This window comes from Pseudomonas sp. RGM 3321 (assembly GCF_022836805.1).
GTDB lineage: Bacteria > Pseudomonadota > Gammaproteobacteria > Pseudomonadales > Pseudomonadaceae > Aquipseudomonas.
This window is the reverse complement of the sequence record NZ_JALHBH010000112.1, coordinates 33,596-47,508: the sequence shown is the minus strand read 5'-3', so window position 1 is coordinate 47,508 and position 13,913 is coordinate 33,596. Positions and strand designations below refer to the sequence as shown.

The window sequence follows — 13,913 nt, the reverse complement described above, 5'->3', positions numbered from 1 at the left end:
GACCGATACATGTTGTAAATCAACGTTTTGGCCATGTGCTTGAAAAGCCCCTTTAATGGGGCTTTTTCACGTAGAGGAAATGCTCTTATAAGCTGTAGGAATTTTGTTACAGTCTTTTCCGTGATGACCTTTCAAAAGAGGCGATTTACCCGCTAGTCTCCGAACTCCGCTATGCCGCGACAACGATTTTCACACGAGCCGGCCATGACTGATCTGTCCCGAATGCAAGGGTTCGCAGACAGCGCGATTCCTGCGTTGGATGGGCGATTTTTTCGCCCGCCACTCCCTGAGGGTTACGTCCCTCGTTCCCGTCTGTGCCAACGCCTCGACGACGGGCTTGGCGGCCGACTGCTGCTGATCTGCGCCCCGGCCGGGTTCGGCAAGAGTTCGCTGGCTGTCGAGTTCTGTCAGGGGTTGCCGGACCAATGGCAGAACGTATGGCTGGGCCTGAGCGCACGGGACAGCGACCCTGGCCGTTTCCTCGAACGCTTGCTGGGCAGCCTGCAGCAGTTTTTCCCGCAACTGGGCACCGAGGCAATGGGCCTGCTGAAAATGCGCCAGCGTCATCAGCCTTTCGCGTTCGAGGAATGGCTCGACGGTCTGCTCGACGAACTGGCCATGCACCTGATGCTGAGCAAGCCGCTGCTGTTGGTACTGGATGATTATCATCTGGCCCAGGGTCCGGTGCTTGACCGCTGCCTGCAGTTTTTTCTCAATCATCTGCCGGTTGGGATGGTGGTCATGGTGACCAGCCGCCAGCGCCCGGACTGGCACCTGGCCCGCCTGCGTCTGACGCGCCAGTTGTTTGAAATCAACGAACAGGATCTGCGTCTGACGCATGCGGAATCGATGGCAGTGCTGGACCGGCATAGCAGCTCGCTCGACAGTGAGGTGCTGCAAAACCTGATTCAGCGCAGTGAAGGCTGGGTGGCCGGGTTGCGATTCTGGTTGCTGGCGGCCTCCGAAGCGGGTGACGAAAGCGCCTTGTCGCAGGCGCTGCGCGGCAGTGAGGTGCTGATTCGCGAGTACCTGCTTGAAGAGGTGATCGACTGCCTGCCAGCCGATGTTCAGGCGTTTCTTTATGACACTGCGTGTCTGGAGCGTTTCTGCGCCGAGCTGTGCGACGCCGCGCGGGACAGCCATGACAGTGTCGAGATGCTCCGTTATCTACAGGCGCATCAGGTCTTTCTGGTGCCGCTGGACGAGCAGGGCCACTGGTTTCGCTATCACCATCTGTTTTCCGATCTGTTGCGCGCCCGCCAGGCTGGCGGTGCGCAACCGACTCGCCTGCACCTCAACGCCTGCCGCTGGTTCAGCGCTCAGGGCCAGCTGGATGAAGCGGTGGAACAGGCATTGCGCGCCGGGCATCTGGATGTAGCCGCCAATCTGGTGCAGAACCTCTCTGAAGAGCAATTGCTTGCCGAGCAGAATGTCGGCATGTTGCTGCGCTGGAAGATGGACTTGCCGGATGATCTGTTGACCAGCACGCCACGTCTGATTGTGCTCTACGCCTGGGCGCTGGGGCTGGCCTGCCACCTGGACGCCGCCGAGGAACTGGCCAATCAATTGAGCCGGTTCCTGCCAGCGCCCTCGGCGACCGCGCAAAAATCCATGCTTGCCCAGTGGCTGGCGCTCAGCGGCATCATTGCGCGTGGCCGTGGAGACAGTGAAAAGACCGAACGCTATTGCGCTGAAGCCCTGCTCACCTTGCCGGAAAAACGCTACGGCCAGCGGCTTGTCTGCCTGTCGACGCTGGCCAACCTTGCGGTTGCCAATGGTGATCTGTGGCGCGCCCGCGTGTTGAATCGTGATGCGCTGGAGCTGGCACAGCGGGTTGCCAATCCATTGTTCGAAGCGCTGGCGCATTACGACCGCGCCAGGGTTTTGCAGGCTCGGGGCGAAATTCTGCGTGCGCTTGATGAAGTACGCCGGGGTCAGCAGCGCCTCAAAGGGTTGTCCACCGTGCGCCTGTACGCGGTTCGCGCGCGCCTGACGCTGTATGAAGGCTATTTGCTGACCCTACGCCTGCAAGTGGACCAAGGGCGGGTTTTATTACTGGCCGGGCTGGCCGAAGCGCGCGCCTGTCGCGACATCAGTGTGCTGATCGGCCACTGCGTGATTGCCACCATGGAGGGCTGCGCCGGCCGGTTTGCCGAAGCTTTCGCCGAACTTGCCGAGGTCGAACGTCTGATGCACATCTGGGATGTGCCACCGATCTACTACCTGGCGATGGTGACTCTGGTGAAATGCGAATTATGGCTGCTGCAAGGGCGTATGGACCTTGCCGAAGCGTGGCTGCTGCGCCTGACTCAGACCTACAACGGCGATCTCGGCGCTGCGGCCCCCGAATGCCATCCACAACTGCCGCAACACATCGAGTTGCAGCGTGCCGTACTGGAACGGTTGCTGGGTGACGGCGTTGCCTGCGAGCAGCGCTTGCAGGCGCTTGAGCTGCGCGCTGAGGAAGTGGGGGCGCAACTGCTCGGGCTCATAGCGATGACCCAGCAAATTGGTCTGCTGCTGAGCCAGGCGCGGCGCGACGAAGCGCGAGAGCTGTTGCTGCGCAGCCTGCAGTCAGCGGCCGGTGGGGCTCTGATTCCCTTTAAAACGCTGCTGGGCGAGCATTCCCAGTGGCTGCATGAACAACTGCTGCAACTGCCATCCTGCAAGGTTCGCGAGGCCTTGCTGGAAGCGCTCCCGGCTTCTTGCACGCCGACACCCGAGCCTGCGCATGGCAGCGACTGCCTGAGTGTGCGTGAGCTGGGCGTACTGCAACTGATTGCACAGGGCTGTTCCAACCAGGAGATCAGCGAGCAACTGTTCATTTCCCTGCACACCGTCAAGACTCACGCCAGCCACATCAACAGCAAGCTGGGCGTCGAGCGGCGTACCCAGGCGGTGGCTAGGGCGAAGGTACTGGGCTTGTTGGGTTAGCCGGCAGGGCGACTCATCGACTGATCAGGCCGGGCTGCCCGCCCACAGCGTATCGACTTCCTCCAGCCCCCAGTCGGTCGGCTTTTCGATTTGGACTATCGCGTCCGGGTCGGCAAAACTGCCCAGATCGATAATTTGCGCGGCGAACGTCTTACCGGTCCGCGCCGACATGAAAACCTTCACCCTCGGTTTCAGCAGCGACGCCTCACTCTGCTCGACCACAACGCCGAGGCGCCCGCTTTCCAGACGCACCAGTGTACCGGTCGGGTAAATGCCTACGGTCTTGACGAAGCTTTGAAACACCACATCATCAAAATGGCCTTTCCATGAAGCCATCTCGCGAATCGAATGGGCAACGCCCCAGCCCTTTTTGTAGGGGCGGTCGGAGGTGATGGCGTCATACACATCGCAGACTGCGCCCATGCGCGCAAAGATGCTGATCTGGTCGCCTTTCAGGCCATGGGGGTAGCCCGAGCCGTCGACTTTCTCATGATGATGCAGGCATACATCCATTACCTTAGCCGCCACGGGTTGATTTTCCTTGAGGATCTTCAGACCCAGTTCCGGGTGAGCCTTCATGATCTCGAATTCGTCATGGGTGAGGCGGCCCGGTTTATTGAGCACGTGCGGAGCAATCATCATTTTGCCGACATCGTGCATCAGCCCGGCCACACCCGCTTCGCGCACCTGGTCATCAGGCAGGCCCATGCGTCTGGCGAGCGCAACCATCAGCGCGCAGACCGCCACCGAATGCATGTAGGTGTACTCGTCGGACGTTTTCAGGCGTGACAGGCTGATCAGCGCGTGCGGGTGGCGCAGGATCGAACTGGAGATTTCTTCCACCAGCAACTGCACGTTGTCGACATCCATCGCCTGACCCATACGGGCTTCGGTAAACATGGCCATGACGGCGTTTCTGGCTCTACCGCAAATGGCCCGGGCGCGCAGGACTTCCTTGTCCAGACTGGCTGGCGCGGTGTCATTTATGGTTGATGCGAATGCTGCTGCTGTTTGAGGTGCCAGTACTCGGCTTTTGCCGGTTTCGATCCAGACTTCCCGGGTGCCCGATTGCTGGATGCGCTTGAGCACCTCGACGTCATCAAGCATGACTTCGACCAGGCCTATCCAGAACGGATCGTTGGTCCAGCGGCGACAGATTTTATGGATGTGCATGCCAAGGGCAAGGTCAGCGACAGGGATTTTTTTCAGCATGCTCAGTCACCCGTGTGCGTTGGCATGGCAGGCAACGGGCAAGCGAAGAAAGCAGACGGCCGACTACCGGCTGAGGCCAGCAGAGTGCAGGAGCTACCGATCGACATGATTTCACCTCATTGACTGCAAGGATCATCCTGATCTCAAGATGCCAGTATACGGCGCTGCCTGCGAAAAAATCTTGTCTATTTGTTGTGTGTCAGCAGCCCGTCAGGCAGCCAGCAGAGCCCTGTGCAAAACAGGCGCAGTGCAGATTTTCTGACGCGTTCAAGTGCTGAAAAACATCTTCAGGTAGCGGGTGACGCACCTGGCAAGTGATGATACTGACGGGCAAAGTACACCAAGGCGTCTGACTCACCCTGATGCCTTATATCCAGCACCTGACAAAAAAGAATGTCATGCGTGCCGACGCTGACGGATTGGGTCACTTTGCAGTCGAGGGCCAGTTTGGCGCTGTTCAGTATCGGCGCACCCGTCACTCCGCTTTCCCACTTGCCACCGGCAAAACGCTCCTGCTGTGAACGCTTGCCGCCGAACAGGTTGGACAAGTCCTGCTGACCGTTGCCCAGTGTGTTGACGCACAATAGGCCGTTCTCGATGAAGGTTTCATATACCGACGCGCTGCGATTGATACAAACCAGTAGCGTCGGAGGCTGATCGGTCACGCTGCAAACCGCTGTCGCAGTAAAACCGGCGCGGCCGCCGGGGCCATCGGTGGTGATGACGTTGACGGCTGCAGCGAGGCTGGACATCGCATCGCGAAACGCCAGCTGGCTGACCGGGGCAGCAGGGAGGGTGGCAAGGGCTTCAGAATCGGCATGCATGGGATGAGTCCTTTCAGGTCTGTTCATTGAGAAAGTCGAGCAGGGCGCGCTGGAAGGGCGCTGGGTCGGTGATGTTCGAGGCGTGGCCGCCATATTCCAGCAACACCAGCCTGGCGTTGGGCAGTGCCTCGGCCAGATGTTGCGATTGTTGCCAGGGCACCAGCATGTCGTCGCGGTTGGCAATCAGCAGGGTCGGTGTCTGGATGCGAGCCAGGCTGGCCTCGACGTCGAAGGTTTGCAGCGCATGAATACGCCGCAGCAGGTTGTCGGTGTCGGGAAAGTGCGCCAGTGCATGGGCCTCGTCATCGGCCAGCCGGGCACCGTTGGCAGCGATCCAGTCTGCCGGGTACAGAAACAGTGCCTGCGCTTGCACGTAAGCGTCCGGCCCGCTGTTCAATAACAGTTTTTTGCGCACTGAAAAGCAGCGCGCGCTGTGTGGGTTGGTGCTGCTCCACGCATTGATCAGCACCTGACTTTGCAACAATTCGGGGCGCAACAGCGCAAGCTCCAGGCCCACCAGCCCGCCCAGCGCATGGCCCATGAAATTGCAGCGCTGGATATCGAGCGAGTCGAGCAGGGCCAGCAGTTCTATGGCCATATGGCGGATCGAATAGTCTGCCGGCAAATCCGCAGGGCTGCGTCCGGTCCCGGCGTGATCGTAGACCAGTACGTCATGGTCGCGGGTCAGCGCTGCCAGGTCATCCGCCCAGTAACGGCTGGATCCGCCCAACCCGGAACTGAGCACTAACAGGGGCGCATCGGCATGCTGACATCGATGAATTTCATGAAACATGCACGTTCTCCGGGTGGGCTTCAGGTCGTTTTTTAAGTCAGTGCTTAGCCGATGTGGGCGATGCTGGCGATTTCGATCAGCGCCTCGGGCTTCACCAGACCGCACTGGATGCAGTAACGGGCCGGTTTCTCGCCCGCGAAGTATTCGGCGTACACCTCGTTGACCTTGGCGTAATCGGCCCAGTCGCGAATCATGATCATGTTGAAGGTGACATCGTCCATTGTCCCGCCAGCGGTTTCGACCACGCTTTTGATGGTTTCCAGCACATGACGTGTCTGGGCGGTCGCATCGCCGACGTGCACCACGTTGTTGTCCTTGTCGAACGGCAACGTGCCCGAAACGTAAAGCACGCCATCGGCCATCGAGCCCGGCACAAATGGAGCAATGGGCTTGGTGGTGCCAGCAGGAATAATCGCTTTCTTGGTCATGCGTATGTCCTCACGAAGGTTGCCCGACAGGGCTGAAGGTGGTGCAGAAGTCATCGACGCTGGAAACCCAGCCGAAGAAGGTTTCGATGTTGAACAGCGCGGCTTGCTGAGCGAATTCGGGGCCTGCCTGATGGGTTGCATCCGCTAGCACCACGCCGAAATACTCCAGGTGGAAACCGTCACGCAGGGTGGATTCAACGCAGACATTGGTGGCGATGCCGGTGAACACCAGGTTGCGAATGCCGCGGCTGCGTAACACGCTGTCGAAGCTGGAATTGAAGAAGCCGCTGTAACGGATTTTCGGCACCACGATGTCGCCTGGCTGTGGCTTGAGCGCATCGACCAGTTGATAGTCCCAGCCGCCCTTGGCCAGCAATTGCCCTTCGAGCTCCGGGCGCTTGCGCATGGTTTTCAGGGCATTGGACTTATGCCAGTTCGGCGAGCCGGGCCCTCCGGCCTCGACATAGGCCGGGTCCCAGCCGTTCTGGAAAAAGATCACCGGGATGCCTGCTGCACGCGCTGCGGAACAGGCCTTGTTGATATTGGCGATGACCGGCCCGGTGCTGCTGACATCGAACCCGGCAAGGTCCAGATAACCTCCCAGCGATGCGTAGGCGTTCTGCATGTCGACGACCACCAGCGCTGTTTCGCCGGGCTTCATCCGCAGCGGCTCGGGACGGGCGGGCAGCACGCGAGCGGGTTGCCCGTCCGGCAGGTCGACGCCTGCGACAGTTGCCGAAGCATTCATCAGACCACCTCCTTGAGCTGCGTGATGTGCTTGCGACTGGTCATCAGCGGCTGGATTTTCTCGCCGAAATCCTCGACGCCTTTTACGAAGTCATCGAAGGTCAGCATCACGCCCTGAGTCCCCGGCACACTGGCGACCTCATCGAGCATTCGCGCCACCGTGGCCCACGAGCCGACCAGCGTGCCCATGTTGATGTTGACTGCCGAGGTCGGGTCGGCCATCTGCCGCAGGTTCGAACCGGCACTTTTATCCGCCGAGCCTTTCTCGCTCAACCAGGCGATGGCCTCTTCGTCGGCACCCGCCTTGATGTGGTCCCAGCGAGCCCTTGCCGCTTCATCGGTATCGTCGGCGATGATCATGAACAGCACACAGGAGGTGACGTTGCGGCCGGTCTTTTCGTTGGCTTCGATCAGCTTCTGTGCGGTGGGTGCAAAGGCCGTAGGGGTGTTCACGCCTTTGCCGAAGCAGAAGTTGTAATCGGCGTACTGCGCTGAGAAAGCCATGCCTGCTTCACTTTGACCGGCGCAGATCAGCTTCATGTCCGCCTGTGGACGAGGGCTGACGCGGCAGTCCAGCATGCTGAAATGTTCGCCTTTGAAATCACTGCTGCCGGTGGCCCACAGGTCGCGCAGGACCTGAGCGTATTCGGCCAGGTATTCATAGCGGGTGTGGAAAAACTCATCTCCCGGCCACAGGCCCATCTGCTCGTATTCCGGCTTCTGCCAGCCGGTGACCAGGTTGATCCCGAAGCGGCCGTTGGAGATCGAATCGATGGTCGAGGCCATGCGTGCTGCGATGGCAGGTGGAATGGTAAGAGTGGCGACGGTGGCGAACAACTGGATCTTGCTGGTCACTGCCGCCAGCCCCGCCATCAGCGTGAAGGACTCCAGGTTGTGCTCCCAGAACTCTGTCTTGCCGCCGAAGCCGCGCAGTTTGATCATTGATAACGCAAAGTCGAAACCGTAGCCCTCGGCCGTTTGCACGATCTGTTTGTTCAGCTCGAAAGTCGGCATGTACTGCGGTGCGTTGCTGGAAATCAGCCAGCCGTTGTTGCCGATGGGGATGAAGATACCGATGTCCATATAAGGCCTCTCTGCGTTGATCGATGCGTGCCAGAGCACTTGATTCATCTCTCTATTCGACAGTGCATTAAGCGGGCCATAATTTTTTATTGTTTTTATTCAATTGCTTACAAATAAAACTCATTTTTTGCAGACCATTTGGTCTGAATCAGAGCACTTGGTTTGTGCAGGGCGCACGCAGATGGGGCAGAGCCGACCGGGTGGGTAACCCATATCGACAAAACAGCTGCGCCCGTTAAGATGCCCGCTCATTTCGGCATCACTGGATGGATGTGCGTGAACAAGAAACCTCCTGTGACGGAGCCCGCGAGCAAGCGCGGACGCAAGGTCAAGCCCGAAACCGTGGTCAAGACCACTCGCGAGCCCAGCGCTACTTCCCTGAAGCGGCGCATGCGCCTGATGGAAGGCAAGCGCACGCTGATTCTCGATGCGGCGCTGGAGATATTTTCCCGCTATGGCGTGCACGGCAGCAGCCTGGATCAGGTCGCGAGCCTGGCGGATGTTTCCAAGACCAACCTGCTGTATTACTTCAGCAGCAAAGACGATCTGTATCTGAACGTATTGCGTCAGTTGCTTGAGGTCTGGCTGAGCCCGCTGGTGCATTTCACTGCCGATAAGGAGCCGGTGCAGGCTATCGGTGCCTACATCAAGGCCAAGCTGGAGATGTCTCGCGATCACCCGGCCGAATCACGGCTGTTCTGTATGGAAGTGATGCAGGGCGCGCCGCTGATTCAGGGCGAGTTGCAGCACCCGTTGCGCGACACGGTGCAGGCCAAGGTGGCAGTCATTCAGCACTGGATCGACAGTGGCCAGTTGGCCCCGATCAACCCGCATCATCTGATTTTTACCCTGTGGGCGACCACTCAGCATTACGCCGACTTCCGCACTCAGGTCGAGGCCGTTACCGGCAAGACGCTGGACGACCCAGTGTTTTTCGAAGAAGTGCTGGCGAGCCTGCGCAGCATGATCCTGGACGGTATTCTGCCGCGTACTGCCTGAAAAATTGCGCGTGCCCCGACACGCGCACCCTGGACGCGCAGCGAATGCGAGTCATGCACAAACCAAGTGCTCTGATTCAGACCGTTTGATCTGTTCTGTTCGATGCAATCGAGTCAGACCGTTGTTCCATAGTGTTTTCCCGGTAGTGGCATGGATGCTGCTATGGCCTGAGAGTCGGCCACGTGCTGCCCTCATCGGTCATTACCCTCAGGAAAACGTCTATGTACAAGAAACTGTTGCCCGGGACATTGTGTGCGGCTGTAGCGTTCGGGGCCGCCGGCTTCGCTCAGGCCGAGGGCTTGACCCTGAAGGGACCCGCGAAAATCGCCATGGTCTACATCAGCCCGCGCAATGACGGCGGCTGGACTCAGGCATTCGATGAGGCGCGCGTGAAGCTTGAGAAGGATCTGGACACAAAAATCCAGTTCGTGGAAAGCGTGCCCGAGAACGCCGCTGCCATTACCCCCGTGGTCGACCGGCTCATCGCACGCGGTGCCAACATCATCGTCGGCACTGCATTCGGCTATTCCGACACCTTCCTTGCGCTGGCCAAAAAATACCCTGATGTCGCGTTCCTGAACGGTTCGGGCACCACCAACGCGGCCAACCTCGAATCGTTTTATGGCCGTACCTACGAGAGCCAGTACCTGTGCGGCATGGCGGCTGGCGCTGCGTCGAAAACCGGCAAGCTGGGCTTCGTCGCCGCCAACCCGTTCGGCCAGGTCAACTGGACCATCAACGCCTATGAACTGGGCGCCCGGCAGATCAATCCGAAAGCCACCGTCACCGTGGTCTATACCGGGGCCTGGAACGACCCGGTCAAGGAGCGCGCGGCAACCATGGCATTGAGCGACAACGGCGTCGATGTGGTCGGCCAGCACGTCGACAGCCCGACACCGCAGATTGTCGCTCAGGAGCGCGGCATTCATGGCACCGGTCACCATCGAGACCTGAGCGAGTTTGCCCCCAAGGCAACCGTCTGTTCTTCGTTGTGGGTCTGGGACCGCTTCCTGGGGCCAGAGCTCAAGAAGGTCATCGCGGGCAACTGGACCCCGCCCGCCAACGGTGCACTGCTGTCGATGCAGCAGGGCGGCACCGATATCACGCTGAGCAAAGACCCGATCATTTCGGAAGACAATCGCAAGAAGATCATGGCCGAGCGTGACGAACTGCTGGCAGGCAGGAAAATCGTCTACAGCGGGCCGCTGGCGGACCGTGACGGCAAGGAGCGTGTTACGGCCGGTCAGCAATTGTCTGACCCGGATCTGTGGAAAATGGACTGGTTTGTCGAAGGCGTGAAGACTCAGCAATGAGTCAGGTCAACGCGCTGCAACTCACAGGCATCAGTAAATCGTTCGATGGCTTCAAGGCGCTGATCGATGCCGACTTCACCGCCTGTTGGGGCGAAGTGCATGCGTTGCTGGGCGAGAACGGTGCAGGCAAGTCATCGCTGATGAACATTGCAGCCGGGCTGTACGCACCGGAAACCGGCACGCTGCTGCTGGACGACAACCCGGTTCAGCTTCAGGGGCCCAGGGACGCCAGCCGTTACCGGATTGGCATGGTTCACCAGCACTTCAAGCTGGTGAAGCCCTTTACGGTGGCGCAGAACATTCTGTTGGCGCTGCCTGAGCAACCGGGCGAAGGCAGCTATCGCAAGCGTCTGCGTGCGCTGGAGCAAGAGATTGTCAGCAAGGCGGACGAGTTGGGTTTTGCGATTGACCCGGCCCGGACCGTCGACAGCCTGTCGGTTGCCGAGCAGCAGCGCGTCGAGATTCTCAAGGTGCTGCTGGCCGGTGCGCGCATTCTGATCCTTGATGAGCCGACCGCGGTCCTGACTGATCAGGAGGCCGAACGTTTGCTGCTGACCGTTCAGGCCTTTGCGCGGCAGGGCGCTGCGGTGATTCTGGTGACGCACAAGATGGTCGACGTCAAACGCTATGCCGACCGGGTGACCGTGATGCGCGGCGGGCGCACCGTGCAGACTGTTGATCCGCAGAAGGTGAGTGTCGAGCAACTGGTGCAACTGACCGTGGGCGAATCGGTGCCGGTCGCAGAGCATCATTGCGCAACGCCAGGTGAGGTGCGTTTACAGGTACGCGATTTGCGCAGCGTCGGCGGCGCACTCAACGGTGTGAACATGACCCTGCGCGCCGGGCAGATCTACGGTATTGCAGGCGTTGGCGGCAATGGTCAGGCCGAACTGGCCAACGCATTGATGGGGCTGCCGCAGGCCACCGATGGGGAAATCCACATGACCTCTTTTGGCGACCTGCGCAGTGCGTCAGCTGATCAGCGTCGGCTACTGCGCATCGCTTCCATCCCGGCGGACCGCTACGGCGCGGCGCTGGCCGGATCGCTGTCGGTAGCCGAGAACTTCGGCATCGGCAACATCCATAGCGGGCAATACGGTTCTTTCTGGCGTCTGGGCTACAAGCGCCTGAAACAGGACGCGCAACGCGCGGTGGCGGACTTCGATGTGCAGGGCGTACGCTCTCTCGATCAGAAAGCTGCACTGCTGTCGGGCGGCAACGCACAGAAACTGGTGATCGCCCGTGAATTCAGCCGCGACCCGCAATTGGTGCTGGTGCATAGCCCGAGCCGTGGCCTGGACGTGCGTGCCACACAGGCGGTGCATGCCCGTCTGCGCGCAGCACGGGACGCAGGCGCTGCGGTGCTGGTGATCAGCGAAGACCTGGACGAAGTATTGAGCCTGGCTGACCGTATCGGCGTAATGAACAGCGGGCGTATCGTCGCCGAGTTCGATTACCCCGCTGACCGTCAGGCCATCGGCAAAGCGATGGTGAGCCATGAGTGACACAACTGCATTGCAACAGACTGCTCCGGCACGCCAACCGTTGCTGTCGCGCCGCTACACGCTGGAACTTCGTCAACAGACTGGCTGGCCCTTGCAGGCGCTGATCATAGCCCTGGCATTGCTGGTCGGCCTGGCGATCTGTACCACGATCCTGATTCTTGCCGGGGTGCCTGCTGACGAGTTACTCAACGAATTCGTCGTTCAAACGGTGTTCGATGCCCAAAACTTCAAGGCTGTGCTGTTTCAGGCATCGCCGATGATTATGGTCGGCCTGGCCGGGTGCATGGCGTTTCGCGCGCGCTTCTGGAACCTGGGGCTGGAGGGCCAGATGATCTGGGGAGCGATTGGCGCCACCGCGATTTCGCTGTTCCAGGTGGGGCCGGAAGCTCTGCGCCTGCCGCTGATGATGGCGGCGGCTGTGATCTGCGGGTTGCTGTGGAGCCTGGGACCGGTGCTGTTGAAGCTCAAGTGGCAGGTCAACGAGATCATCTCGACCCTGATGCTCAATTACATTGCCGCCAATTTCCTCCTGCATCTGGTTTACGGCAGTTGGAAAGACCCGCGAGACAACTTTCCCTACTCGCCCGCGTTTCAGAGCTTTGAACGTTTGCCTGATCTGTTTGCGGGGTATAACGCGGCGATCCCCCTGGCGCTGTTGGTCACCGGCCTGACCCTGTGGTTTGTCGGTGTCTCGCGGGCCGGGCTATACCTGCGCTTCGTCGATGCCAACCCGAAGGTTGCCGGGGCTGTGGGTGTGCCGGTGCGCAAGATGATCATCGGCACTGTGCTGCTTTCAGGTGCTCTGGCGGGGCTCGCAGGTTTCGTTGTGACGTCCGGGCAGGAAGGGCGCCTTACCCAGTCGTTCTATCAGGGATACGGGTTTTCCGGGATTCTCATCGCCTTTCTGGCCCGCAATAACCCGGTGGCCGCCACCGTCGTCGCGCTGCTGATCGCCATGTTGTTCGTGGCCGGGCGCAACCTGCAGGTGTTTTACCAGATTCCGTTTTCGATGGTGCAGTTGATCCAGGCAATCCTGGTGATCTGCGTCGCGTCGTCGGACTTTTTCATCCGCCATCGTCTGCGGCGCATTCAGGCAGGAGAACGTTGATGGAGCTTATTTCCCATTGGCTGGGCAGCGCACCGGATTTCGCCGTGCCGTTTGCGCTCGCTGCACTGGGCCTGATCCTCATCGAGCGCAGCGGCGTACTGGCGCTGGGTGTCGAGGGGCTGATGCTGGTCGGCGCATTGGCGGGCATCGGCATGCAGTTGAGCCTGGGCTCGCCTGGCCTTTCGCTGCTCGCGTCGATGGTGGCCGCAGGTCTGGTTTCGTTGCTGTTTGCGCTGATGGTATTGGTGCTGCGGATCAATCAGGTGATTGCCGGTCTGGCGCTGGTGTTCTTCTGTCAGGGCTTGACCGGTCTGCTGGGTACGCTGCTCGGCTGGACCAATCGTCCGGTCAGCGGCTTGCAAGCGGTGGCACTGTGGCCGTTGTCCGAGCTGCCGGTGGTGGGCCGGGTGTTTGTTCAGAACCCGTTGGTGTATTTGACCGTGGTGATTTTCATTGCGGTGGTCTGGCTGCTCGATCGCACTCGGACCGGGCTGCGTTTGCGGGCAGTTGGCGAGAACCCGCAGGCCGCTGATGCCGCAGGCATTTCCGTGTTGGGTTACCGCTTGGCGGCGATTGTTGCCGGTTCTGCATTGATGGGCCTGGCGGGCGGCTTTATCGCCGTACTCAGTACCAAGATGTGGATCGCGGACATGACAGGTGGACGCGGCTGGATTGCGGTTTCGCTGGTGATCTTCGCGCGCTGGTCGCCCTGGCGTGCGCTGGCCGGTGCTTTGCTGTTCGGTGGCATCGAAGCGCTGATTCCGCAATTGGCGGCCACGGGGGTGCGCCTGCCTCAGTATTTCGTCTTGATGACGCCCTACGCGGTCACGTTGCTGGTCATGGTCTGGGTGGCAAGCGGCAAGCGTCAATCCAGCAGTCAGCCGGGTGCGTTGGGCGAGCCTTATATTCGTGAGGAACGACGCTGAGCAAAACACGTCAAGCGCCGTAATACGGGCGGTTCAGCACG

General features: G+C 60.1%; 12 protein-coding genes. 6 read left to right on the top strand and 6 right to left on the bottom strand.

Annotated elements, in window-relative coordinates; genetic code table 11:
• The first annotated feature begins 204 nt into the window (after positions 1-204).
• Complete coding sequence (locus RGM3321_RS15850; protein WP_244393844.1) at positions 205-2,934, top strand: LuxR C-terminal-related transcriptional regulator; 2,730 nt, start codon at positions 205-207, stop codon at positions 2,932-2,934.
• Positions 2,935-2,958: 24 nt separating this feature from the next.
• Here RGM3321_RS15850 and RGM3321_RS15845 read toward each other — a convergent pair whose 3' ends face one another.
• The 6 genes from RGM3321_RS15845 to rutA all read right to left on the bottom strand — a co-directional run bounded on the left by RGM3321_RS15845 (position 2,959) and on the right by rutA (position 8,021).
• Positions 2,959-4,146 (bottom strand): HD-GYP domain-containing protein, encoded by a 1,188-nt coding sequence (locus tag RGM3321_RS15845; RefSeq protein ID WP_244393843.1) that lies wholly within the window; start codon positions 4,144-4,146, stop codon positions 2,959-2,961.
• Between the two features lie 287 nt (positions 4,147-4,433).
• Positions 4,434-4,970, bottom strand: coding sequence for an NADH-dependent FMN reductase RutF (gene rutF, locus RGM3321_RS15840; protein ID WP_244393842.1), 537 nt, complete (start codon positions 4,968-4,970; stop codon positions 4,434-4,436).
• A gap of 13 nt (positions 4,971-4,983) precedes the next feature.
• Positions 4,984-5,763: a pyrimidine utilization protein D gene (rutD, locus tag RGM3321_RS15835; RefSeq protein ID WP_244393841.1), complete on the bottom strand. Its 780-nt coding sequence runs from the start codon at positions 5,761-5,763 to the stop codon at positions 4,984-4,986.
• Positions 5,764-5,807: 44 nt separating this feature from the next.
• Positions 5,808-6,191: a pyrimidine utilization protein C gene (gene rutC, locus RGM3321_RS15830; RefSeq protein WP_002552194.1), complete on the bottom strand. Its 384-nt coding sequence runs from the start codon at positions 6,189-6,191 to the stop codon at positions 5,808-5,810.
• Between the two features lie 10 nt (positions 6,192-6,201).
• Positions 6,202-6,939: a pyrimidine utilization protein B gene (gene rutB, locus RGM3321_RS15825; protein ID WP_244393840.1), complete on the bottom strand. Its 738-nt coding sequence runs from the start codon at positions 6,937-6,939 to the stop codon at positions 6,202-6,204.
• Positions 6,939-8,021, bottom strand: a complete 1,083-nt coding sequence (gene rutA, locus RGM3321_RS15820) for a pyrimidine utilization protein A (RefSeq protein ID WP_244393955.1) — start codon at positions 8,019-8,021, stop codon at positions 6,939-6,941. The genes rutB and rutA overlap by 1 nt, the downstream gene beginning before the upstream one ends.
• Positions 8,022-8,291: 270 nt before the next feature.
• Between rutA and rutR the strand changes: the two genes are divergently transcribed.
• The 5 genes from rutR to RGM3321_RS15795 all read left to right on the top strand — a co-directional run bounded on the left by rutR (position 8,292) and on the right by RGM3321_RS15795 (position 13,872).
• Positions 8,292-9,020, top strand: coding sequence for a pyrimidine utilization regulatory protein R (rutR, locus tag RGM3321_RS15815; RefSeq protein WP_005752985.1), 729 nt, complete (start codon positions 8,292-8,294; stop codon positions 9,018-9,020).
• A gap of 221 nt (positions 9,021-9,241) precedes the next feature.
• Complete coding sequence (locus tag RGM3321_RS15810; RefSeq protein WP_244393839.1) at positions 9,242-10,333, top strand: BMP family ABC transporter substrate-binding protein; 1,092 nt, start codon at positions 9,242-9,244, stop codon at positions 10,331-10,333.
• Positions 10,330-11,838, top strand: a complete 1,509-nt coding sequence (locus tag RGM3321_RS15805) for an ABC transporter ATP-binding protein (RefSeq protein ID WP_244393838.1) — start codon at positions 10,330-10,332, stop codon at positions 11,836-11,838. Before RGM3321_RS15810 ends, RGM3321_RS15805 begins: the two co-directional genes overlap by 4 nt.
• Complete coding sequence (locus tag RGM3321_RS15800; RefSeq protein ID WP_244393837.1) at positions 11,831-12,946, top strand: ABC transporter permease; 1,116 nt, start codon at positions 11,831-11,833, stop codon at positions 12,944-12,946. The genes RGM3321_RS15805 and RGM3321_RS15800 overlap by 8 nt, the downstream gene beginning before the upstream one ends.
• A complete protein-coding gene (locus RGM3321_RS15795; protein WP_244393836.1) occupies positions 12,946-13,872 on the top strand; it encodes an ABC transporter permease in 927 nt (308 codons plus the stop codon). The genes RGM3321_RS15800 and RGM3321_RS15795 overlap by 1 nt, the downstream gene beginning before the upstream one ends.
• The last annotated feature ends 41 nt before the right edge of the window (positions 13,873-13,913 follow it).